18 protein-coding genes are annotated in these 25,084 nt (G+C 39.7%); 7 read left to right on the forward strand and 11 right to left on the reverse strand.

Annotation, left to right across the window (positions count from 1 at the left end; all coding sequences use genetic code 11):
• Positions 1-17 precede the first annotated feature (17 nt).
• A complete protein-coding gene (locus tag GKD17_RS10870) occupies positions 18-806 on the forward strand; it encodes a DUF4738 domain-containing protein (RefSeq protein ID WP_007848920.1) in 789 nt (262 codons plus the stop codon).
• A gap of 8 nt (positions 807-814) precedes the next feature.
• Positions 815-1,108 (forward strand): hypothetical protein, encoded by a 294-nt coding sequence (locus GKD17_RS10875; RefSeq protein WP_164496732.1) that lies wholly within the window; start codon positions 815-817, stop codon positions 1,106-1,108.
• A 408-nt stretch (positions 1,109-1,516) separates the two neighbouring features.
• Here GKD17_RS10875 and GKD17_RS10880 read toward each other — a convergent pair whose 3' ends face one another.
• Both GKD17_RS10880 and serB read right to left on the reverse strand, forming a co-directional pair.
• On the reverse strand, positions 1,517-2,788 hold the full coding sequence (locus tag GKD17_RS10880) for a DEAD/DEAH box helicase (RefSeq protein ID WP_007835643.1): 1,272 nt from the start codon (positions 2,786-2,788) through the stop codon (positions 1,517-1,519).
• Positions 2,789-2,808: 20 nt separating this feature from the next.
• On the reverse strand, positions 2,809-4,041 hold the full coding sequence (serB, locus tag GKD17_RS10885; protein ID WP_007835642.1) for a phosphoserine phosphatase SerB: 1,233 nt from the start codon (positions 4,039-4,041) through the stop codon (positions 2,809-2,811).
• A gap of 272 nt (positions 4,042-4,313) precedes the next feature.
• Between serB and GKD17_RS10890 the strand changes: the two genes are divergently transcribed.
• Both GKD17_RS10890 and GKD17_RS10895 read left to right on the forward strand, forming a co-directional pair.
• Positions 4,314-4,808, forward strand: coding sequence for a TlpA family protein disulfide reductase (locus GKD17_RS10890; RefSeq protein ID WP_007835640.1), 495 nt, complete (start codon positions 4,314-4,316; stop codon positions 4,806-4,808).
• 158 nt (positions 4,809-4,966) lie between these two features.
• On the forward strand, positions 4,967-5,587 hold the full coding sequence (locus GKD17_RS10895; protein ID WP_007848929.1) for an HAD family hydrolase: 621 nt from the start codon (positions 4,967-4,969) through the stop codon (positions 5,585-5,587).
• On the opposite strand, the gene GKD17_RS10900 is transcribed toward GKD17_RS10895, so the two are convergent.
• The 3 genes from GKD17_RS10900 to lon are packed head-to-tail and all read right to left on the reverse strand — an operon-like array spanning position 5,588 to position 10,381.
• A complete protein-coding gene (locus GKD17_RS10900) occupies positions 5,588-6,760 on the reverse strand; it encodes an LptF/LptG family permease (RefSeq protein WP_005842283.1) in 1,173 nt (390 codons plus the stop codon).
• A 10-nt stretch (positions 6,761-6,770) separates the two neighbouring features.
• Positions 6,771-7,901: a tRNA guanosine(34) transglycosylase Tgt gene (gene tgt, locus GKD17_RS10905; protein WP_005842281.1), complete on the reverse strand. Its 1,131-nt coding sequence runs from the start codon at positions 7,899-7,901 to the stop codon at positions 6,771-6,773.
• 2 nt (positions 7,902-7,903) lie between these two features.
• Positions 7,904-10,381: an endopeptidase La gene (gene lon, locus GKD17_RS10910; RefSeq protein WP_007835637.1), complete on the reverse strand. Its 2,478-nt coding sequence runs from the start codon at positions 10,379-10,381 to the stop codon at positions 7,904-7,906.
• Positions 10,382-10,562: 181 nt separating this feature from the next.
• Between lon and GKD17_RS10915 the strand changes: the two genes are divergently transcribed.
• Entirely contained in the window at positions 10,563-11,267 is a 705-nt protein-coding gene (locus GKD17_RS10915) for a tRNA1(Val) (adenine(37)-N6)-methyltransferase (RefSeq protein ID WP_007835636.1), read from the forward strand.
• A gap of 82 nt (positions 11,268-11,349) precedes the next feature.
• Here the strand turns inward: GKD17_RS10915 and GKD17_RS10920 are convergent, their stop codons facing one another.
• Complete coding sequence (locus GKD17_RS10920) at positions 11,350-12,384, reverse strand: diacylglycerol/lipid kinase family protein (RefSeq protein WP_007835635.1); 1,035 nt, start codon at positions 12,382-12,384, stop codon at positions 11,350-11,352.
• 243 nt (positions 12,385-12,627) lie between these two features.
• On the opposite strand from GKD17_RS10920, the gene spt reads away from it, so the two are divergent.
• Both spt and GKD17_RS10930 read left to right on the forward strand, forming a co-directional pair.
• Positions 12,628-13,815 (forward strand): serine palmitoyltransferase, encoded by a 1,188-nt coding sequence (gene spt / locus GKD17_RS10925; RefSeq protein WP_007835634.1) that lies wholly within the window; start codon positions 12,628-12,630, stop codon positions 13,813-13,815.
• Between the two features lie 86 nt (positions 13,816-13,901).
• Positions 13,902-14,789, forward strand: a complete 888-nt coding sequence (locus tag GKD17_RS10930; protein WP_007835633.1) for a DMT family transporter — start codon at positions 13,902-13,904, stop codon at positions 14,787-14,789.
• Positions 14,790-14,796: 7 nt separating this feature from the next.
• Here GKD17_RS10930 and GKD17_RS10935 read toward each other — a convergent pair whose 3' ends face one another.
• Genes GKD17_RS10935 through GKD17_RS10955 form a run of 5 tightly spaced genes read right to left on the reverse strand, consistent with a single transcriptional unit; the run spans position 14,797 to position 25,072 of the window.
• A complete protein-coding gene (locus GKD17_RS10935; RefSeq protein WP_007835632.1) occupies positions 14,797-17,148 on the reverse strand; it encodes an ABC transporter permease in 2,352 nt (783 codons plus the stop codon).
• A gap of 59 nt (positions 17,149-17,207) precedes the next feature.
• Positions 17,208-17,882, reverse strand: a complete 675-nt coding sequence (locus tag GKD17_RS10940; protein ID WP_007835631.1) for an ABC transporter ATP-binding protein — start codon at positions 17,880-17,882, stop codon at positions 17,208-17,210.
• Between the two features lie 18 nt (positions 17,883-17,900).
• Positions 17,901-20,264 (reverse strand): ABC transporter permease, encoded by a 2,364-nt coding sequence (locus GKD17_RS10945; RefSeq protein ID WP_007835630.1) that lies wholly within the window; start codon positions 20,262-20,264, stop codon positions 17,901-17,903.
• Positions 20,265-20,282: 18 nt separating this feature from the next.
• Positions 20,283-22,682, reverse strand: a complete 2,400-nt coding sequence (locus tag GKD17_RS10950) for an ABC transporter permease (RefSeq protein WP_007835629.1) — start codon at positions 22,680-22,682, stop codon at positions 20,283-20,285.
• A gap of 20 nt (positions 22,683-22,702) precedes the next feature.
• Positions 22,703-25,072 carry an ABC transporter permease gene (locus tag GKD17_RS10955; protein WP_032936249.1) on the reverse strand — a complete coding sequence of 790 codons (2,370 nt, stop codon included), beginning with the start codon at positions 25,070-25,072 and terminating at the stop codon, positions 22,703-22,705.
• Positions 25,073-25,084 lie beyond the last annotated feature (12 nt).

Here is a 25,084-nt window from a genome sequence, read left to right on the forward strand (position 1 = left end):
AAATAGAGAGAATAACCATGTACAAACGTTTTTCGATAATAATGTTGGCTGTTGCGCTGTCTTCTTGTGGAACTCCGCAACAAAAAGCATCCGCCCTGGAAGAGAACAAGGAGGCAAAATCTTTGTTGGAAGGTATATGGTTGGACGATAATACGGAAACGGCATTACTGAGGGTGAAAGGCGACACCCTGTTTTATGCAGATGCCGCTACAGCTCCCGTTGCTTTTAAAATTATAGGCGATTCGTTGATTACGTATGGTGCACGGACTAATGGTTATAAGATTGAGAAGCAGGAGGAGCATATTTTTTGGTTTCATTCGGCTGTGGGAGATGTGATACGTCTGCATAAGTCTGATACAGAGAATGATTCTCTGGCATTTATCCATACTCGGGAAATCCCTGTTTATAACGAAGTTATTAAGAAAGATTCGGTGGTGACATACGATAATGTCCGTTATCGCGGATATGTGTACATTAACCCGTCAAAGATTAAAGTAATGCGTCCGGGAGTTTCGGAGGAAGGACTTGGGGTGGATAATGTATATTATGACAATATCATACACATTTGCGTGTATGAAGGCAGGAAGAGTCTTTATGCCAAAGATATCACCAAGCAGATGTTCAAGGGGGTGGTTCCGGATGATTTCTTGCAATGGGCTATATTGTCGGATATGGATTTTATGGGCGTCGATTCTAAAGGGTATCATTATCAGGCCACGGTATGCGTACCTGACGGCGCATCTTGTTATATGGTCAATATCACTGCTGGCAAGGATGGAGGACTTGCATTCGAGTTGGTAAGGTAGTCGTGGCTATGTCATTTTTTCGTTTAGCGATTACTATTTGGTCGCTATCATGCTCTATAGAGAATACCCCGAAAAATCCTTCAAAAGCTTCAGTCTGCTCGCAAATGCCCTGCCTGTCGGTATTCCGGCTGAAGGATTGGGCTCGGGAATTCTTCAGCTGGAGATTGGAATCCTTCAGGCGGATTGGTGGTTCTTCCGATTCTTGGGGAATCGGTTTTCCTGAAGGATATTTTTCGGCTGAAACATTTCACAATGCATATCCTTCAGTCGGAATGCCGATGGGCAGGGCGTTTGCGGAATAGCTGAAAGATCTGAAGGAAAAATAAGGTGTTTCGGCATGTAGATGCCGTTATGGAAGAAACAACAGGTCAAATTTTAAAAAGCTCTTGTTCTTTCAATGAAAACGTCTTGTTCTTTTTTTTAAAGACCTTGTTCTTTTCTGAAAGGAACAAGACGTTTGAAAGGTTAGTAACGTGCATACCGGAAGGTTAGTAACGTGTCACCTCATACGTTACTAATGTGTGGGTTGTAAGGTTAGTAATGTTACAGGTGAAAGATTATATATCCTACAAGCAATACATATAATGGATGTTTGTGATTGCCCCGCATCTATTTTGCAGAGAGCCATGAAGTGACTTTCTTCATAAAATAAAATTGGAGGAAAACAAGTCCGTCTTCCTCCAATGATTTTTAGATATCATCTCTTCCGTCTATTCTTTTGGGGTGTTTCTTCTATTATTGGCACTGGGCGTACCGTTCTTTTTCCCCTTATAATTGCCTTGTTTTCTGGAACTGCCACCTTTGTGATTGCTACGACCGGCGCCACTTCGCGGGTTGTATTCGGGCGCTTCTCCCAATTCCTCGGGAACCGGGATTTTATAGATATTCCTACCCAAGAAATTTTCAATAGCTTTGAATTGGGTCTGCTCTTTCTCACTGACAAAAGTAATGGCGCAACCATCATGGTTGGCACGAGCTGTACGGCCGATGCGGTGTACATAATCCTCGCTGTCATGTGGTACATCGTAGTTGATTACCAAACGAATATCGTCAATGTCTATTCCTCGCGAAACAATATCGGTAGCAATCAGGATATTGATTCTGCCACTTTTGAATTCACGCATAATCTGTTCCCGCTGGGACTGCTCCAAGTCTGAATGCATTTCACCTACGTTCAGTTTCATCCGCTTGAATGCTTGTGTCACCTCCTTTACTTTCAATTTGGAAGAGGCAAAGATAATGACCCGTTCAGGTGTTTGATCCTGGAACAGGGATTGAATAATTCCCAATTTCTGGCGTTCATAACAGATATAAGCCGTTTGGATAATCTTTTCCGCAGGTTTTGAGACCGCTAATTTTATTTCTACCGGATTGTTTAAGATCGTTTTTGCCAATTGTTGTATTTTAGCCGGCATAGTGGCCGAGAACATGATGGTCTGACGTTCTTTCGGCAGATATTTCACTATTTGCATAATGTCATCCGAGAATCCCATATCCAGCATACGGTCCGCTTCATCAAGAATAAAGAAAGAAACTTTAGACAAGTCTACGTAACCTAGGCTGAGATGACTTATCAGACGTCCCGGAGTAGCAATGACTACATCGGCCCCCAAAGTTAAACCTTTCTTTTCTTGCTCGAAGCGCACACCATCGTTTCCTCCGTAAACAGCTACGCTGGATGCCGGTAGAAAATAAGAGAAACCTTCCATTTGCTGGTCTATCTGTTGCGCTAATTCGCGTGTGGGTGACATGATCACACAATTGATGGCATCTTCCGGATATCCGCCTTTGCTTAATTGATTAAGAACGGGCAAAAGGTATGCGGCAGTCTTGCCGGTTCCGGTCTGTGCCACTCCGATCAAATCTTTTCCTTCAAGAATGACCGGTATGGTATGTTCTTGTACAGGAGTGCATTCTTCAAATCTCATGGCATCTAATGCCTGAAGCACCCCTTCTTCTAAATTTAGTTCTGAAAATTTCATATATATAGTTACTTCTTTCTTTAGAGTTTGCCGCGTTCTTCCAGGTAAGAGTCCTTGAAACCTAGGAAATAGAGGACGCCGTCCAATCCGATCGTATTAATGGACTGTTGTGCGTTAGCCACTACTTTGGGTTTTGCATGGAATGCTATACCCAGGCCGGCTTCGGACAACATGGGTAAGTCATTCGCTCCATCTCCTACAGCAATAGTTTGTGCTATGTCCACACGTTCTACTTGAGCGATCAGTTTCAGCAGTTCGGCTTTACGTTTTCCGTCAACTACATCTCCCAGATATCTTCCGGTTAATTTGCCATTTACTATTTCCAGTTCATTGGCATATACGTAATCTATGCCGAATTTATCTTTCAGATAATTACCAAAATAGGTGAATCCACCGGATAGGATGGCTATTTTGTAACCATATCTTTTCAACACGAACATTAGACGTTCCACACCTTCGGTGATGGGAAGGTTTTCTGCGATTTCTTTCATTACGCTTTCATCCAGTCCTTTCAGCAAAGCCACCCGTTCTGTGAAGCTTTCTATGAAATCAATTTCTCCACGCATAGCTCGTTCTGTGATTTCTCGTACTTGGTCACCCACACCGGCGCGTTCGGCTAATTCATCTATACACTCTGTCTGTATCAATGTGGAATCCATATCGAAACAAATCAAGCGTCGCATACGTCGGTACATATTGTCCAGTTGGAAAGAAAAGTCCATTTCCAGGTCACTGCTCAGTTTCATTAACGCCTGTTGCATTTCTTCCCGTTGGTGGGGGGTGCCACGGACGGAGAATTCGATACAAGCCCGTACATTCGCTTTCCGCTCATCCAATGGAATACGCCCTGTAAGACGTTTGATAGCATCAATATTTAAACCTTGTTCCGCTAATATTCCTGTGACTGCTGCGATTTGTTTGGCTGTCAGCTTGCGTCCCAGTAAAGTCAGGATGTACCGGTTCTTGCCTTGCATATTTACCCATTCCTCATATTCTTCCACAGTAACGGGATAGAAACGGATATTGATGCCTAATGCGGAAGCTTTAAATAGCAACTCTTTCATGATATTACCTGAATCTTTTTCCTGGCTTTTGAATAAAATGCCTAATGACAGGGTGCTATGAATATCGGCCTGGCCAATATCCAAAATGGTAACATCATACTTTGACAAAATCTCCGTAATGGAAGCGGTTAATCCCGGCCGATCAAGACCGGTAATTCTGATTAAAATAAGTTCAGTATTATTATTCATACTTTGTGGTTGCTATTTACATATTGCAAAAGTACGTAAATAAATCCTTATCAGCTATATTTTCTGCATTCTTTTTTCTCGATGAAAAGGATGATTTTATGCTATATAACATATTTTTTGAGAAAAAATCTTGGAGTTGATTTCAAAACTCCTTACCTTTGTCGCAGATTTCTAATTTAAATGGTATTGATTATCAGTACTAAAGATAATGTTCCGGGTGGAAATCACTGTTTAAGGGCAGTCTCGGATAGTATTAACTAAGATCGAATTACATGATTAAAAATGTAAAGTGGATTTTTGTTGTATTAATTATTAGTTCCTTGATTTCATTCTCTTTTGTAGGGAAAAACACGCCGACAGAAGGCTTGACCATAGGAGACAAGGCTCCTACATTTACTATCTGTGGCGAAAAGCAGTTGATTGACTTGAAGGATTTAAGAGGTAAATATGTACTGCTAAGTTTTTGGGCCAGCTATGATGCTCTGTCAAGGATGCAGAATGCTACTTTGAATCATGCCATCGCGCAGGCCGACAATGTAGAAATGGTTTCCGTTTCATTTGATGAATACAAGTCGATATTTAACGAAACCATTAAAAAAGACCAGATATCAACTTCTAATTGTTTTGTGGAATTGGCTGGTGTTTCATCGGATCTATATCAGACTTATCGCTTGAAAAGAGGCTTTAAGAACTTTTTGTTAGATGAAAATGGCGTTATTGTTGCCAAGGATATCACCGTATCCGAACTCTCTTCTTATTTGAATTGAGAGAACATTTCCGAAAGGAAGAAAAATACAACAAAAATAATTACCGTGGATTCTCAATGGAATCTACGGTTTTTTTTGCTATATGGTATTTTATTGACTTACATCATTTATCATTCACAATCAAATGCTTACCTTTACGGCGGATAAATAAAAAGGTTATGAAACAGATTAAGAATATTGTGTTTGATTTCGGCGGGGTTATCATTAGCTTTGACCGTGAACAGGCTGTAAAGGCGTTTGAGCGGATAGGAGTGAGGGAAGCGGACAGTTTATTAGGGAAATACCATCAGCAGGGGATTTTTCAGGAAGTAGAAAATGGGAACATGGACGCTGAAACTTTCCGCTGTGAATTGAGTAAAATTTGTGGGAAAGAATTGACTTATCAAGATGTGGAAAATGGGTGGAAAGGATTTGTTACGGACGTGCCGCAATATAAATTGGATTACTTGAATGAGCTTCGTAAGAAGTACAAGGTATATATATTGAGCAACACCAATCCTTATGTGATGGGATGGGCGAGGAGTAATGCATTTACTTCTGCGGGAAAGCCATTGGACGCTTATGTTGATAAGATTTACACTTCCTACGAAGCCGGTTCCACCAAGCCGGATCCTGGCATCTTTAACTATATGATAAAAGATAGTAAACTGAATCCGGCTGAAACAATATTTGTAGATGACGGTGCGGCCAATATTGTTATTGGTAAAGAACTGGGCTTTATTACGATGCAACCGGAGAACGGCGAGGATTGGCGTCAAAAACTAGAAAAGCTCCTATAATTATTTAGGAGCTTTTCTGTATAAATAGATAGCAATAAATGTGTAAAGTATATTAGGAATCCATACCGCTATAATAGGAGGGGTGTTTCCGTTGACAGCAAAGGTTGCTGACACTGTTTGGAACAAAATGTATGAAAAGCTAAGTGCTAACCCTACTCCTAAATGCAGTCCCATTCCTCCTTTCATTTTTCTGGATGATAAGGAAACACCAATGGTTGTCAAGATAAAAGCGGCAAAGGACATGGCTATACGTTGGTAATATTCAATTTCAAATTCCTTTATGTTGGCGAACCCGCGTCTTTTCTGCTTGTCTATATATTCTTTCAGTTCAGGGCTTGTCATGGTTTGTTGCTGCCCTTTCATAATCAGGAAATCTTGAGGCTCCATTTTAATGATCGTATCCAAACGGTCACCACGAGTGATTTTTTCACGCATACCTTCCATCTCACGTATCATATAGTTCTTGATTGTCCATTTGTGTACAGATGCTGTATCATAAGTGACACTTCGGGCAGTAAGGTGGGCAACTAGTTTCTTGTCATCAAACTTGTCTAAGGAGAAGCGGTATCCCGTTTTATTATAATTTTCATAACGTTCTATGTAGGCAATGACTCCGCTGTCTACTTCCAGTTGCACATTCCGCACATATTCCTGTTTCTTTTTTTTCTTATAACGGTCCTCAAAATCCAAACGGGTTACATTTCCCTTAGGTATGACGTATGCTCCCAGTCCGAAAGTAACAACGGAAATGATTGCAGCCGAAATCATATAGGGCCGCATCATTCGTTTAAAACTCATTCCGGTGGAGAACATGGCAATGATTTCCGAGTTTTCTGCCAGCTTGGAAGTAAAGAAGATAACAGCGATAAAGACAAACAAGGGGCTGAACAGATTGGAGAAGTAAGGGATGAAGTTCATGTAATAATCAAATACAATCGCTTTCAGCGGAGCTTTATTATTGATAAACCTGTCTATATTTTCGTTCACGTCAAACACTACTGCAATGGAGATAATCAATGCAATAGCGAAAAAGTAGGTTCCCAGAAACTTCTTAATGATATATATGTCCAGTCTTTTCACCCATTTATCCAGTTTCAGCCAACTGATATTCGGCTTCCACCATTTTTTATCCTTTGGGGATGAATCTGTGTTTGTCTTGAACCAATTCTTCATTTCTAGTAATTTATAATCTTGTAGATAAGCGTTTTACCATCATTGGTTTCCACGTAGAGAAATCTCCTGCAATGATGTGTTTACGGGCCTCGCCTGCTAGCCACAGATAGAATGCCAAGTTGTGGATAGAAGCGATTTGCATGGCCAGCAGTTCTTGTGCGTGGAACAGATGGCGCAAGTAAGCACGGCTGTACATGGTATCTACATACGATGCCCCTTCGGCCTCGATAGGAGAATAATCATCCTCCCATTTCTTGTTGCGCATGTTCATTATGCCGTTTTTAGTGAACAACATTCCATTGCGTCCGTTCCGGGTCGGCATTACACAATCAAACATATCTACACCGCGTTCTATACCCTCCAGTATATTTACCGGTGTACCGACTCCCATCAGATAGCGGGGCTTGTCTTTGGGTAAGATTTCATTGACAACCTCTATCATTTCGTACATTTTCTCGGTTGGCTCACCTACGGCTAGGCCACCGATGGCGTTTCCGTCAGCTCCCTTGGAGGCAATATATTCCGCTGATTGTTTGCGTAAGTCGGGATAAACACAGCCTTGCACTATGGGAAATAATGACTGTTGATAACCATATTTGGGATCGGTTTCGTTGAAATGTTTTATGCAACGGTCCAGCCAACGATGGGTAAGCTGCATTGATTTTTTTGCGTATTCATAATCTGCGGTTCCCGGAGTACATTCGTCAAAAGCCATCATGATATCTGCACCGATAGTCCGTTCAATGTCCATCACCCGTTCAGGAGTGAACAAGTGCTTCGAACCGTCTATATGTGAGCGAAATTCCACACCTTCTTCTCTCATTTTGCGGATACCTGATAAAGAGAATACCTGAAAACCACCACTATCAGTCAGCATAGGACGGTCAAAACCATTGAATTTATGCAGACCTCCGGCACGTTCTATTATATCCAGTCCCGGTCGCAAATACAGGTGGTAAGTGTTTCCTAGGATTATCTGCGCTTTAATGTCCTCTTTCAACTCATGCAAATGCACGCCCTTCACCGTTCCCAATGTGCCTACAGGCATAAAGATGGGGGTTTCTATTTGCCCGTGGTCAGTCGTTATCAATCCGGCACGGGCATTCGATTTAGGGTCTGTATATTGTAAGTCAAAAGTCATATTTATTTCTTTTCTTCTGTTTTTTGATTGGTAATATTAAAATCAATGGCACCGTTTACTTTTTCATTGGTGAGAGCTAAAGCCAATACTTCCTTAATATCCGTGACATAATGGAATGTCAGTCCTTCTAGATACATCGGCTGAATTTCTTCAATGTTCTTGCGGTTTTCCTCACATAAAATGATGTCTTTGATTCCGGCACGTTTGGCGGCTAGAATCTTTTCCTTGATACCGCCTACGGGCAGGACTTTTCCACGTAATGTGATCTCGCCTGTCATTGCCAGGTTTGCTTTTACTTTACGCTGGGTGAGGGCGGATGCCAATGACGTCACCATGGTGATACCGGCTGACGGACCATCTTTGGGGATAGCTCCTTCAGGTACATGGATGTGGATATTCCAATTGTCAAAGATATCCTCCTGTAAATTCAGCAGTTTGGTATGTGCCTTAAGATATTCCAAAGCCAGCATAGCCGATTCTTTCATTACATCACCCAAGTTCCCGGTCAACGTCAGTTTACCGCCTTTTCCTTTGCTCAAACTGGTTTCTACAAACAAGATCTCACCTCCGACAGCTGTCCACGCCAGCCCTGTGACAACACCGGCGTATTCATTTCCTTGATATTTGTCACGGCTATATTCTGGCGTGCCTAGGTATTTGCGTACATCGGCAGGTTTTATTTCATGCATCACTTCATAGCCGTCACGTGCAAATTCCAACGCTATTTTACGCATTACCTTGTTTATCTTCTTCTCAAGTTCGCGTACCCCACTTTCACGAGTATAATTTTCTACAATACATTCCAAGGCAGCTTTAGAGAACTTCACATATTCTTTTTTAATGCCGTTGGCTTCCAGTTCTTTGGGGACAAGATGCCGGCGAGCTATTTCTACTTTTTCTTCTGTGATATATCCGCTGACCTCTATCAACTCCATACGGTCCAGCAGAGCAGGAGGGATGGTGCTCAAATTGTTTGCCGTAGCGATGAACATTACTTTAGACAAGTCGTAATCTACATCCAAATAGTTATCGTGGAAAGTGTTGTTCTGTTCGGGGTCAAGCACTTCCAGCATAGCGGAACTGGGATCTCCGCGGTGGTCACTGCCCAGTTTGTCTATTTCGTCCAAAATGATAACCGGATTAGAGGACTCGGCTTTTATCAAACTTTTGATGATACGGCCCGGCATGGCACCGATATAAGTTTTACGATGGCCACGGATCTCGGCTTCGTCATGCACACCACCCAATGACATACGTACATATTTACGTTTCAATGATGCCGCTATGGAACGCCCTAAAGAAGTTTTACCGACTCCCGGAGGACCATAAAGGCAGATGATGGGTGATTTCATATCACCTTTTAGTTTCAGCACTGCTAAATGTTCAAGGATACGCTCCTTTACTTTCTCTAGTCCGTAGTGGTCTTTGTTCAATGTCTTTTCGGCATTACTTATATTCAGGTTGTCAGTGGTAAAGACATTCCAAGGTAATCCTAACAGGGTTTGCAAATAGGTAAGTTGCACATTGAAATCTGGTGATTGGGAATTTGTCCTTTCCAATTTGGAAACTTCTTTTTCAAAAAGTTCTGCCATTTCCGAACTCCATTTTTTGGTTCTTCCTTTTTGGCGGAGTTCATCTATCTCATCTTCCTGTCCGGCACCCAGTTCATCCTGTATGTTTTTAATTTGTTGCTGCAAGAAATATTCGCGTTGCTGACGGTCAATATCTTCGCGTGTACGCATTTGAATGCTTTGTTTGATATCAGCCAATTGTACTTCACGATTTAAGATCTTGACCAGCATATACAGGCGGCTTTGCAAATCGCCAGCTTTTAGCAATTTTATCTTTTCTTCTACCGGAATAGGGAAGTTTGCACAAATAAAGTTTACCAAAATTTCCGGATTGTCCAAGTTCTTGATTGCAAAAACAGTATCCGGGCTCATCTTCTCGGAAGCCTCTATGAACTTGCTCGTCAAATCCTTGCAGGTGTCAATCAATGCTTTGAATTCGTCCGTTTCCAGTTGGTCATTTGCCTCTGGAATAGGAGTCACTATTCCTTTCAAATATGGAGATGTTTTTGTGATACTGTCCAAATGTACTTTGGGCCCGTTTGACTGCATAATTACTGTGGTATTTCCACCTGGCATTTCGAATACACGGAGAATCTTCCCAATAACTCCTACATGGTACACATCATTAAAACCAGGATCATCCATGTCTCCCTGTATCTGACAAACTACCGCTATGGGAAGTTTTTTCTTGTATGCAGCATTTACCAATTTCAATGTGCTGGGGCGTCCAATGGTTACAGGCATTACTACAGATGGAAACATTACCATGTTGCGTAAAGGCATAACAGGTATTTCTTTATTAAATTCCATAGCAGTTACTTCATCCGGATCCGTTTGGATTTCAGCTAACATAGAGATGTCATCGTTATCAGTATTCAACAAAATATCCTCTTTCTTATTCCTCTTCATAATTTATTCCTCTTGTGTTAAATTGAGCCCAATGCCCAAAACGGGGACAAAGTTAATCATTCCTTGTCGAATAAGGAAAATTCATGGGAACTAATTGAGTTTTAAAAATCAAATATTTCCTAATAATTGGAGTAATTAAATGGATTTTTCTATTTTTGACAGCTAATTTAATAAATATAGTATGCCAAATCCTTATTTTTCTTTTAAGCAATTTACTGTTTATCATGATAGATGTGCCATGAAGGTTGGTACGGACGGAGTTTTATTGGGAGCTTGGGTTGATGTGGTTTCTGCCCGTAATATTTTAGATGTTGGTACTGGGACCGGATTGATTTCTTTGATGATGGCACAGCGGTGCAATGCCCAGATAAGAGCAGTTGATATAGATGCGGATGCTGTGGAACAAGCTCGTGGAAATGTGGCGGCATCTCCGTGGCAGGATAGGATAGAAGTGGAGTTGCAGGATATTTGTCATTTTACATCGGAAACACTCTTTGATGTTATTGTTTCCAATCCTCCTTATTTTACCGATTCATTGAAATGCCCTGAAAGGCAGCGTAATATCGCTCGGCATACAGATCTTCTTGATTTTGATAAATTAGCAGAATCTGCCGCCCGTTTGCTTCATTCCGAAGGTGTTTTTTCTGTGATTATTCCTGCTGATGGTAAAGAATCTTTTTTGATGGCTGCCACTCGTTACGGATTACATCTCTCACACCAGACTTTAATTCATACAAAACCTGGAACTGAACCCAGACGGGTATTGCTTGCTTTCAAATTCTCTGTGGATAAATGTGTTACAGACGATTTGACCATCGAATTATCACGTCATGTGTATAGTGAAGAATATATAGCCTTGACTAAAGAATTTTATTTGAAAATGTAGAGGGTGGATTATTCTGAACATCATCAAAGAAACTGTTTTTATTTGGCAGAGTCTTTACTGATGTTCAGAAAAAAGATATTTTTTATTGTTTTTTGGATAGACGACGCAATAAACTTTTGTTAAGCTCAAATAAATGGCTGTGCCGGAAAGCAAAAGTTTCAGCTTTAGGCTTCATACCACTGAATATTTCGGATATTTGTTGTAAGAGACTAAAAGGTTCGTTCTCTTTTTTTTTATCAGAAACAATGATGTTGAGTCCGTGTGGAATCAATTCTACCTCAATATCCTTTCCTCCCATGATCGGATCTCCGTCATAATGCATTACTCCGGGTTTTGAACGATGTATCTTAATCTTTTTAGTACGGAATGTCTTGATCCGGCTGTTTTGGTCTATGGTTTTGTTGAAAAGTTGAAAAGATAAAGAAGGAACATCCAACACTGTGAATGGCTCTAATATTGTGACATCCATCAAACCATCGGTTAACGAGGCTTGTGGAGCAATATATGCGTTATTCCCATATTGGGAGGCATTGCCGCAGGCTATCAGGAAAGCTTTGTATTTTACCGTTCCTTCTTCATTTTCTATTTCATAAGTTTCAGGTTTGTAACTCAGACTCTCATGCAAGGTATTTTCCAGATAGGTTAGTAGTCCGCGTTTGCCTGAATCAGCAAACTTTAAGCTGACAAATGCGTCAAAACCTACTCCGCATGTGCAGAAAAAAGGTATGTTGTTTATTTTTCCGTAATCAATACAGGCAACAGAACTTTCATTTATAATGTCAATAGCAGCCTTGGGCTCCAAAGGAATTTGTAAATGTCGCGCTAGTCCGTTTCCCGACCCGCAAGGTATAATACCTAATGCTGTATCCGTATGTATCAGTGCACGTCCTATTTCGTTTATAGTTCCATCTCCTCCAATAGCTACTACTATATCTACTTTCTCTTTGGCAGCTGCAGCCGCAATTTTTTCAGCATGGCCGGCATATTGTGTTTTGACAATCGTATAATCATAAAGTGTACGGTTTATACGTTCGTCAATCCATTTTAATATGGCTCTTTTCCCCTGTGTCCCCGAGATAGGATTAACGACAAATACAATTTTCTTTTTTGTGGTCATACTTTTACTTTGGTAGTTTAGCTCTTTATTAAACGCAAAAGTAATACATTTTGTTTATAACTACCCTAAATCCTAAAAGTTTTGATGTCCCTAAATATTTTTTTGAAAAAAAGTACAATCGGTTGTAGAATTTACTATCTTTGCAGCCTGTTTTGACGGGAACACCTTGAAAACAGAATGTATTAGTGAGTTTATATACATTATTTTAAAGTAGGCCGACGAGGCTTACATATACAATAGGATATGGGATTATTACAAGACAAGTTAAGTAAATTCAGATTGCCTCAACTATACATGGAAAGAGGCGTTTACCCTTATTTTCGTGAGATAGACAGCCATCAGGATACAGAGGTTATCATGGATGGTAAAAAGGTGCTGATGTTTGGCTCCAACTCATATATGGGGTTAACCTACGATGAACGGATTATCGAAGCAGCTATTGCTGCAACCCGTAAATATGGTACAGGTTGTGCAGGTTCACGCTTCTTGAATGGTACGCTTGATCTGCACGTTCAGTTAGAAAAGGAATTGGCGGAATTCGTAGGGAAAGATGATGCATTGGTTTATTCTACCGGTTTTACTGTAAATGAAGGTGTGGTATCTTGCCTGACAGACCGCAATGACTACATTATCTGCGATGACCGTGATCATGCTTCCATCGTAGACGGACGTCGTCTTTCTTTCTCCACCCAGTTGAAATACAAGCACAATGATATGGAAGCCCTTGAGAAAGAACTTCAGAAGTGTAAACCGGAATCTGTGAAACTGATTGTGGTGGATGGGGTTTTCTCTATGGAAGGTGATTTGGCTAACTTGCCTGAGATTGTTCGTTTGAAAGACAAATACAATGCAAGTATCATGGTGGATGAAGCACATGGCTTGGGTGTGTTCGGTCGTGACGGGCGAGGAGTCTGCGATCACTTCGGACTGACAGATCAGGTAGATGTTATTATGGGTACATTCTCAAAGTCACTGGCTTCTATCGGTGGTTTTGTTGCTGCGGATAAAGATACAATCAACTGGTTGCGTCACAACTCACGCTCATATATATTCTCTGCAAGTAATACTCCTGCTGCAACAGCTGCTGCACGTGCTGCACTTCATATCCTTAAGAGTGAGCCCGAACGTCGTGAGAATTTGTGGAAGATTACAAATTATGCTTTGGATTGTTTCCGTCAGGCCGGTTTTGAAATCGGTGATACTGAAAGTCCGATCATTCCACTTTATGTTCGTGATACGGACAAGACATTCGAAGTGACTAAGCTGGCATTTGACGAGGGTATATTTATTAATCCTGTTATTCCACCAGCTTGTGCACCACAAGATACTTTGGTGCGTGTTGCTTTGATGGCTACTCATACAAAGGAACAAGTTGACTATGCTGTGGATAAACTGACCAAGTGCTTTAAGAAGTTGGAAATCATAAAATAAGATATCACAGGTTGCCTTTGTAAAGGCAACCTGTTTTTTATTATGTATTATTGTCTATCTTTGTATCCGTTTTACTTGAAAAGGACATGAATCGGATAAAAGGTATTCTATATGCAGCAGTGTCTTCTGCGACTTTCGGATTGGCACCGTTTTTTTCCATAAGCTTGTTGGCTATTGGATATTCTTCTTTTGAAGTGCTGACTTATCGTTGGGGAGTTGCTACAGTTGTCTTGCTTGTTTTTGCTTTTCTTACCAAATGTGATTTTCATATAGGGTATAAAAATTTTAAAACAATTTTCGGACTGAGCTTGCTGCGTGCGCTTACTTCGTTCAGTCTTGTCATAGCTTATCAGAATATTGCAAGTGGTGTTGCTTCTATTATCCATTTTATGTATCCGCTGGCTGTTGCAGTAACAATGGCCGTTTTCTTTAGAGAAAAGAAGTCTATTGTGACTTTCGCTGCTATCGTTTTATCATTAGTAGGAGCATCTTTCTTATCTTCCGGAAATATAGAATATAATGGTGGAAATAGAATGGTGGGATTGATAGCGGCCTGCATATCGGTTTTCTCTTATGCCGGTTATATAATAGGTATAAGAAAAACTAGAGCAGTGGAAGTTAATTCTACGGTATTAACTTGTTATGTGATGGGGTTGGGAGCCTTGCTCTTTTTGCTGGGAGGACTTTTCTATGATAAGGGGGTCCGTTGGGAAACCAATGTAATCACTTGGCTCTATATTGGGGGACTGGCACTTCCTGCAACTGCGATCTCTAATATCACGTTGGTGAAGGCTGTAAAATTGGCAGGACCGACGTTGACTTCTTTATTGGGTGCATTGGAACCTCTTACGGCAGTCCTGGTAGGGGTATTTGTATTCAATGAACTCTTTACTACATACAGTGCTTTGGGCATAATCCTTGTTGTGATTTCTGTAAGTTTGGTGCTTTTTCAGCAAAAAAGAACATATACATAGACGTTTGCTATTCAGTTTTCAGGCTGTTTACCGGATTAGTGCGTGCACTAAGATAACTATGTATTGTTATCGTAATGGTTGTAATTACCAATACAATAAGAATAGGAGTCAGGAAATTCCATTGTGTGGCTGAAATTCGATAAGCAAATTGCTCCAGCCAATGTTGCATTAATAACCACGTTATCGGAATAGCGATGATGTATGCTACTAGTATTTGCCATAGAAAAGAACGGTTTAGTAACCATACTATTTCCCAATTGGAAGCACCATGCACTTTACGGATTGCAATTTCACGGGTACGATGACGTACAGCGTACCATGAAATACCGAACAGGCCAAAACAGGTCAGGGCCAATGCAATAAATGAGTAGCTGATAAGGATTCGGGAGAGTATAATTACTTTGTTATTACGCAACATAAATTCTTTATGCATATCTACATATTTGAAACCTCTGTCACCATTCATTTCCTTCCATAATTTTTCAATAGATACCAATGTTTCTTTATAATATTCAGGAATGAGTTTCATTTGTATGAATGTTCCTTTCTGAATTAAATCCTGTTCTGTTCCAATAGATATTTGTTGACCACCGATTTCTTCTTCCAGGGAGTTAAATGGGAAATTCTTGAAAATACCTGCAATAATACTTAATGAATCCGAGAATCCATCAAATTCATTTAGTTTATGACCTATGTGGGAAACATCTATGTTCAGCAGACGCGCAAGGTTTTCATTGATAAAAGCCGGATGAGTATATTCCCGACAGGCTTGGGAGGGAGATACTCCGGCAATTTGTCGGATATGCATGGTTTGGAAGAAAGCTGTGTCAGTAGGGATGTGTGCTATAAAATTATGTTGGATACTACCGTCTGTTTGTCGGATAGGAAGCTCACGAAGCCAACAGTAAAGTACAGAACTCATGGAAAGACTTATAGACTCTATCCCATCCATTTGTTTCAGTTCCTGATAGAGCGGAAACAGAGGAAGGGTGCCATTTCCTATTTCTATTGTATTTTCGTAATGGTATGCACGGGATTTGATTAGATTCATTTGTTTTTGTGTAAGAGTGGTTGCATACACTAACCCGATTGAAAATATAAACTGGATGGTAACAAGCAACCATATAAATTGTTGCTTTTTCCTTCCTGTATAAGTTTGCCGATACTTGCTCAAAGTCTGTTGAGAGAGTTTATGGCTGATATACAGACCGGGAATGACAGCCATGAAGAAAATGAAGGATAAAAGTAAAGGTAGAACTTGCCAGCTGAAAAAGAAAGAGAAGAAGAGGTGGGTAGACAACAGATCATTAAACCACGGCAGCATGTCATTAATAAGCAATAATGATAACAGGAATGCAAATAAAACGGTAAGTGCTGCATCAAGAAATAACTGACTGCGGATTTCTTTTGATTTTGCTCCCATCAATTTCTCTATATGTATCATTTTAAGTTGCTGCATGATACGTGAGAGAGTCAGATTTGTATAGTTGAAACAAGCGATGATAAGTACAAGCAGGGCTGAAATCAGACTGATATATAGTAATAATACGTCACAGTGTTGGAAGAAAGCCAACTGTTGCTGCTTACTGTCTTTTCCAGTATTAAAGTATAGTTCTTTTATCGGATCAATATAATATTGTGAATCCGGTACTAAAGTTGGAATCTTGTCTTTTTTAATTTTTTCCTGTAAAGCTAAGGGAGATGCACCTGGTTGTAGTTTTAATAATACGGGACCTCCCCATGATTTGTCGGATAGTCCTGTCAGCAAATCAAAATGCAGAAAAGATTGTGGACGATCTTCTAATATAGCTGCTACTTTATAACTTTTACTTTGTCCTTCTTCGTTGATTATTTCCAGGATTTCTCCAATTCCGGAATGATTTCCGAAAAGTCGGTGAGCAAATCTTTTGTTTACAGCAACTTTGTCCGGGGTCGTGAGGACTTCTTCCAGGCTGCCTTCTAAAGTTGTATAAGGGAAAAATTGATTTAAAGTAGAGTCGGCACTGATAAAAAGAAACTGTTTGATATCTGTTCCATTATATTTGCAAAGATTACCAGACATTCCGTTCACATGCAGAATATCTGTAATTTCAGCATATTTTTCTTTTATCTGTGTGGCTGCGTCTGAGGTAGAGTAGGCTACTTTAATACCTTCTTCCATTGGAGAGTCTTGACGTAATAGATAAATGAGGTTACGGTCGGTATTATATTTTTCCACATTATATTCATGGATAAAAAAAGTCATAAGCAGATTGGTGCATCCTAATCCAGCTGTAAGACTGAATAGTGAAATCAGAAAAAAAAGTTTGTTCCGCCACCAGTTGCGGACAATAAGTTTGATGTTTAAGAAGATGTTCATTGTTATAATATCCTTTTGTTATCATTGAGGTGGTTAAACCACCTCAATGATAAATTAATTTATATTTTTATTTCATTCACCACCTGTCCGTCAAACAAATTAATGGTTCTTCCTGCATAGCCGGAATCGTGTTGGGAGTGGGTAACCATAACAATTGTTGTTCCTTCTTTATTCAGCTCGGTCAAAAGTTCCATTACTTCCTTGCCGTTCTTGGAATCCAGATTACCGGTAGGCTCATCTGCTAGAATCAGTTTCGGATTTGCTACTACAGCACGGGCTATTGCAACACGTTGTTGCTGTCCGCCAGATAGTTGTTGTGGGAAATGTTTTACTCGATGAGCAATAGCCATACGGTTCATGGCATCTTCTACCCGACGTTTGCGTTCTGTCGCCGGAATTCCCATATACAATAAGGGTAATTCGATATTTTCGAATACATTTAATTCATCAATCAGGTTAAAGCTCTGGAACACGAATCCGATGACTCCTTTACGTAAATTGGTGCGTTGTGCTTCGGTAAATTTGGAAACGTCTGTTCCGTTCAGTTCGTAAGTGCCTCCCGTAGGATTGTCCAAAAGGCCGAGGATATTCAGCAGGGTGGACTTTCCACAACCGGATGGTCCCATGATGGCTACAAATTCGCCTGCTTTAATTTCTAGATTGACATTGTTCAATGCCCATGTTTCGACTTCTTCTGTTTTGAAGATTTTCTGCAAGTTTACTGTTTTGATCATAATCTTATATTTTAAAAGTTATTCGTTTTTGATTACTTCTGCAGGATTCTCGTTGGCTGCTTTCCATACCCGCCAACTGATTCCTGCTATGACTGTCAGAGCCAGCCCTATAAGAATAAGGATGAATGGTAATGGACTGATACTGACCTGCCGGACATAGTTTAATATCCATTGCTTGATAATGACGTATGTGATTGGAAAAGCGAACAGTGCAGCAATACAAAGCATGATTAGATATTCCCGGAAAAACAGGTATAGAATGCTCCATACTGTGGCTCCATTTACTTTACGTATTGCAATTTCTTTACGACGTTGTTCGCAAGTAAGTGTTACTAAAGAATAAATGCCGAACATGGCGGTAAGAATACATACTAAAGACGCGAAACTAAGCAGCCGGGTCAGCATTTCTTCGGAACGCAGGTAATTATTATATACTTCTTCTTCACTGTTCAGACGCAAGATATTCTCAGGAGAACATTCGGTCTGGTAAAGGTGTTCAAGGGCTTTACGACATTCATTCCACGTTCCTTCTTTATATTTGAATAAGATACCGGCAGAACGCTGCATTAATCCCATTTGTTCTCCAACCAGAAAGCCTGTATGGGGAATGGGTAAAGTCGGTGCTCCATAATGGCAATCCTTCACTACGCCGACAATTGTATAGGTAATGTATGATTGTATAATATGTTTGCCGATGGCTTCTTGTGGGCTCCATCCCATTCGGCGCGCCAGTGATTCATTGATAATGATGTCTTCATAAGTAGATAGGTCATCAAGCCATTCACCGGCTAATAAGGTGATATCGTAAAAACGGAAAAAATCTTCTTTCCCTAAAAATAACTTAACCGGAACTGGCGTATCAATAGGAATATCCAGTCCCTCCCAATTGTCAAATTGTCCGATAGCTGTCAGTTGTGATACTATGGGGTAATAGTCAGGTTGCATAACTTCGGTTATCATGGGAAGTTCTTTTATTTTTCTTATTAAAGGAGTATAATCCATGTCTCCCATAACAGAGAAGCTGCCCCGATTCTTAATTTTCAATCCTAAATCGCGGTGACGCAGGTAATCCAATTGTTGGTTTATCAACACGGTACATCCTATAAAAGACAAACAGACAAACAATTGAAGAACTATACTTCCTCTACGTAACTGTGTACCGGTACTCCTTCCGGTATTGTAACGCAAAGAGAGGTGTAGGGAACGATGATATAGTATATATAAAAGTCCGATAATGGCAGTCAATATAATTAGGGAGATCAAACCGATGAAAAGAAAGGCTTCTCCGTATAAAGAGGATTTTGCTGTATCAATTCCTGTAAGTTCTATGAAAGATGGAAAGCATATTTCTATCAGCAGAAATCCGGTAGTAACTGCACACGCCAACAGAAGCAAAAATTCCACAGTTAAGAGAGAAACAAGCGAGCGGATGTTGGCACCGTGTATCATTCGCAGTGCCATTTCCCGTTGACGGACTCTCATGCGGTTAATAAATAAGGTGAGATAATTGATTAACGCACACGTTATGATTAATATACCGGCTATTGAAAAATAGATGATATACTGAAAAGTTATTCCAGCTTCTTTATCATCTCGGAAATCTTTTGCATAATGTAGTTTGGAAAGCGGAGTAAGTATAATCCGTTCAATGCCGGTTTTTCTGATCGATGTCACTTGTTTCAGTTCGGCAGGCAGGTTGGCATTGATTTTTGATTCTAATTCTTCAATGTCTGTATCCGGCTTTACCTTAATCAGTATGCTCCAAGTGATATACCACCAGGTTTTTCCCAATTCTGGGTTGCCTATAAAGTCAAAAGGAAAATTGGTATGTCTGTTTTCAGCTTGGACAATGGCACAAATTTTTTTGGTACGTCTGAGCATTTTCACCTCTTTTCCTATCGGGTCTTCCGTTCTGAACCATTTTTTTGCAGCTTCTTCAGTGATTGCTATTTCGGCATTATCTTTGGGGAGCATAAAGTTACGGTTTCCCTTAATAATCCGGATATCCATCAGATTCATCCATGCACTGTCTGCTGATGAAAAAACGGCATCCTGATATTTGTCATTCACGCTGATTCGTTCAGAAATGAGATGAAAGGGGGCGGCAACTGCTATATCCGGAAAGTGCTGGGCCAAATAAGCGGCTAAAGAATAGGGAACTCGTGTTGAAATTTTCCCTTCCGTATATTCGTCATTAGTGCGTACCATATAGATACGGTCGGCATCCTGGCGGAAATGGTCGTATGTCATTTCATAATGTATCCAGTAAAGGGATAATGAAAAACAGACAAATCCTACAGCCAGTCCTAGAATACTGACTGCCGATTGGACTTTGTACTTTACTAAGTTCCTGATTGCTATTTTCAGACAATGTTTTATCATAGTTGAATCTATTTCTTATCATTCGTTCTTGATTACTTCTGCCGGATTAATTCGTGCTATTCTCAGAATACGGAATAATACCGTGAGGGCCGTAATAAATGTTATTCCGATGAAAATTCCTGCCCAATATATGATACCGTCATTAAAGAATACAATATATGCTTTTTTCCACATTTGTATGACTATATAAATTAATGGAAATGCAATAACTGCGGAAACAGTCAGCAGTCTTATATAAAGGCGGGCAAACAATAAAATAATCTGTTTCAATCCTGCTCCATTTACCTTCCGGATAGCTACTTCCTTTTGTCTGCGTTCCGTATCCAATGTGATGGTCGAATAAACCCCCAACAAGGTAATGAGCAGGCTGACGATAGAAAAGAACAGGATAATCCCTTTCAATTTATTTTCTGTTGCTTGTGCTTCATATATATCCTCCTGCAATGTAGTGACTTGAGGGTGAATACTTTCCGGAAGTGTTTCTTGCAATGTTTTTTCTATCATTTTTTTTATTTCAGCCGTTTTCCCCGGCTCGCATTTCAGATAGCAATGACCTACATAATAATTGAAGTCGCTGGGTAAGAATACAAATCCAGGACTTTGATTATATACATTGGCGATAAAATCGCCACATATACCGCAAATGGTATAGCTTTCCGAGTAATTGTATAAAATAGTTCCTAACGGATCTTTTTTCTGGCGTTCCGCCCATGTTTTGTCTACTACCAAATCCTCTTTGGCTTTTAATGTGTGTCCCGATAGTAAAGGTATGTTCATGAATTGGAAGAAGTTAGTGGAAACATTCATGACATTTACTTCAAAACTGCTTTCCGGGTTACCTTTTTCCATTTGCATCCCAGTACCTGATATACCTTTCAGATAACTGATGTCTGCCAATAATTTGTCTTGTACACCGGAAAATTTGGATATACGTTCTATTAAAGCCAGTTTCTCTTCATTCTTCATAAACATATAATCTATGGAGAAACTTAGTATATTGGCTTTTTCTTTTTCAGTCAATGTGTTGAATAGGGTAGATTCCGTTTTTTCCGCTTGCATATAAAGAGCTACGGTAAATGCGACGAAAATCCAGCATATAAAAAATTGGATACCTAACAGTATATTTCGCATTCCATGTTTATGACGTTTTATCTCACTGCCATGAATCTCTGTCTGGATAGATGTGTAATGTATGCGCAATACAGTTATAAAGCATAATATCATACATAAAAATAAGATGAATATCATATACTCTGTGGTCTGTATAAACAAGAGGTTCTTTTCAATGATAAGAACATAATTAAATAAATTGAAATTCAAATAGGGGCTGATTATTTCAATCAAGCAGAACGTAAACAAGAAAGCGATGAATGCAATGATGACAGACTGGACAAAGAGTTGGTAAAAAAGTCGCTGGTTTCCACTGCCCATAACTTTGCGTATCCCGTATTCACGGTTACGATTCAAGAAAGTTCCCATAAGAAAATGGAAGAAATTAAGAAGTCCGGTCAGTAAGATCAGCAGGCCTACTATCATGGTTATTCCTGCAAAATAAGGAGCGATGGACTTATCCCAAAATTTCTCTCCAAAGGGTGAGGCGGTTATAGCTGTTTCTTCGTCATACATGTAGTGCTTCATATTTATGGAGCGAAAACGGGCTTCTAATTTTCGGGCTGTTTTACCTGGACGTAGCAGAGCAAAACCAAAACCTCCGGTCATATTATCACGACCGTTGAATTGCAATGTTCCTTCACTGTCATTCAAAGTTAGCATATCCAGTTTCTCAAGAAAACTCAGGCTGGTATTCAGGGGAATATCTTCTATCACGGCCTGAATGGTATAGGTTATGCCTCCAGTACGAGGAGTGGTATCCGGTGCTGTAAAAAGACGTTGTGTCAATATCATACGTTTGCCTATGGGATTTTCTGACTCACCGAAAATCTTTTTTGCTAAAGAGCGGGTCAGTATAATGGCATTGGGGGTGTTGGAGGCTACTTCCCATGATCCCTGTAGTATTTGGGGAGTGAATACTTTCCTAAAAAGAGAGTCTACTTCCATTGTCATCAAATGATCGTATGGTAATTCTTTCCCTTCTTTTATCTCTACGTTGTAACTCCGCTCTCGGGGATAAACGGTAAAGGTAAAATCTTGAACCTCATCGAATCTAAGTTTACGCAATTCTTCAATCGTTGTTGCCGGAATACCAGAATACAAATCTCCCCGTGTTGTACATAAATTTATGTCTGCTATGCGTTCCTTATTGGAAAAGCAAGAATCTACTTCGCTGATGAACCGGCTACAATAAAGACAGATACTAAAACATAATATCCCGACAGATAGCCCTACGATAGATATCAGATTTTGTATCTTATATTTTAATAAGTGGCGCATTGCCATTTTTATATAATGCCTTAACATATTTCCGTTGTTTTATAAAATTATTCTGTTTTCATGATTTTCGTCGGATTAATATGTGCCGCCTTTTGTATTTGGTATGCTAAGGTGCCCAGTGATATGATTATTACCAACAGCAATGATATGATAAAAATGTCTATACTGACAGGTGCCCTTACTGCAAAATCCTGAGTATAGGTATTTATCAGATAACAAGCCAAAGGAATAGCTATGACAAATGCTATAATTAAAACGGTTATATATTTGCGGAATAACAGTCGGTAAAGGTCTTTGGCACTTGCACCGTTCACTTTACGAATCGCTATTTCCCGATATCGTTGGCGAATGTCAAAAAGAGAAATCCCTAACAAACCAAGACTGGAAATAATAATAGCTATACTTGCAAAAATAGAATAAATCGTGGCTGTTTGGCGGTCTTGTGTATACATTGCTTTGATATCATCTTCCAGAAAAGTATATTCAAAGTCTTCACTTCCATAGAGTTTATATTCCAAATTACGTAAGAAATCAATCACTTCTTTCTTTTTGCCGGGTGTATAAGCTATCTGATAGAGATCACCACTGAACCGTGCTCCGACAGGATAGATAGTAGGCTTGATTCCAGATGTCAAATGTCCTTCAAAATAATCCTCTACTACTGCAACAATAGGTTGAAGAGAAGCGTTAGCATTAGCCTTTTTTTGATTTTCTTCAATCACTCCAACGCCATTGATTGAAGTATAGCCTAATGCTTTCAGTGCGGCTTTGTTTACAACAAAAACAGTACGCCGGTCTTCTTTATTTATATCGGGTATCTCACCTTCAATTACTTTTATATCATATAATTTGAAAAATGCAGGAGTGGCGTAATGAATATTTAGAAACACCTTTTCTCCTTTATTGTTCAAATAATTTGTACCAAAGGTAGGAGTAAGGATATTCTCATAGCTAGGTTCGTACAATTCAATAAAGGGGCATGCATTAAGTTCATTATCCAATTGCATGACACGTTGGCGGCGTTGTTGCATACTTTCATAAGTATAGCTGCTAAAATCTTTCGATTCATATACTAAATTTACATTCATTATGTTTTTAGTACGAAAGCCCGGCTCGGTACTTAATAACATTCCAAGTTGTCGATTAAAATAAAGTGAAAGTACCACTAACAAAAAAGTTATAATATACTGTGCCCCTAGAAAGAACATACGAAAATGTTTGGAATGACTTTGGGCACCGATAGAGCGAATGGAAAGAATGGGGGAGGTGTAATTGTATTTAATGTATGGATAAATAGAAGTTATTACTGGTAACAATAATAAAATACTTGCCGAAAGCCATCCGTCGAAAGCCGTATAAGAAAAGTGAGTGTCGAACAAATATTCAGTAGGGGCAGACATTATTTCAATAATAAGCCAAGATACTAATAAGGCGCTCAGAACTAGTAATGTATTTTCAATCCATATATTGGCAAACAATGTTCTGCCGCATACGCCAAATACTTTCTTCAATCCATATTCTTTTCCGCGACGTAATAATGCCACCAGATAAAGATTAATAAAATTCAAGATGCCGGTGAGGAGCAATAACAGGTATACGCCCGACAAAATGATTAAGTGAGAACGGTTTCCCGAAAGAAACATAGCAGGTTCACGGTCAGTTAAAGAACCGTCCCAGTAAATATCCTTCACAGAAATTAAAGAAAAAGTATGTGTGCGAGTGTCATATTCAGGATCATTTATATACCGTGGAACACTACCTGTCTTATTTATGGCATTTATATCTGTACCGGGTAGGAAACGATAGAGCTCCGTATTCATCCTTTCCCAATGTTGGGATAATTTAGAAGAGAGGATGATATCAAAGTTAATTGTAGTTTTACACTCAGGTTCTCCTACAATGCCTTCTATGGTAATGTCTTTGCCATTACTATAACGTAGTATTTTACCTATAGGATTTTCATTACCGAAAATCTTGCGGGCGTATTTTTCCGTTAATAATGCCGACTGAGGTGTTGTGAGAGATAGCTTTCCTTGCACTATAGGATAATGAAATAACTGAAAAAAGACACTGTCGGTAACGAGGCAACGTGCCGGAATACGGTTGGTACCGGAAATGACATAGTCCTTTTCCAATGGAATATAGGTGGTCATAGCTTCTACGAAACGATTGTCAATAGAAATGGTATCATAGTTATATTGTTTCAGTCCACTTAGTCCCCGGTTGCCTTCTGTATTGGTACAGATGGCATACACATGCTCCCTGTCGATGCAATGTGTGTCCACTGTCAGTTCTCTATGGATATATCGCATCAAGATGATGCTGCATGCCAGACTGCATGCCAGTCCCAGCAAATTAATGATAGTATACGATTTAGAACGCATTAAAAAGCGCCAGGAATATTTCAGTGTTTTCATATTTTATGTGTG

The organism is Phocaeicola dorei (assembly GCF_013009555.1).
Classification (GTDB): Bacteria; Bacteroidota; Bacteroidia; order Bacteroidales; family Bacteroidaceae; genus Phocaeicola; species Phocaeicola dorei.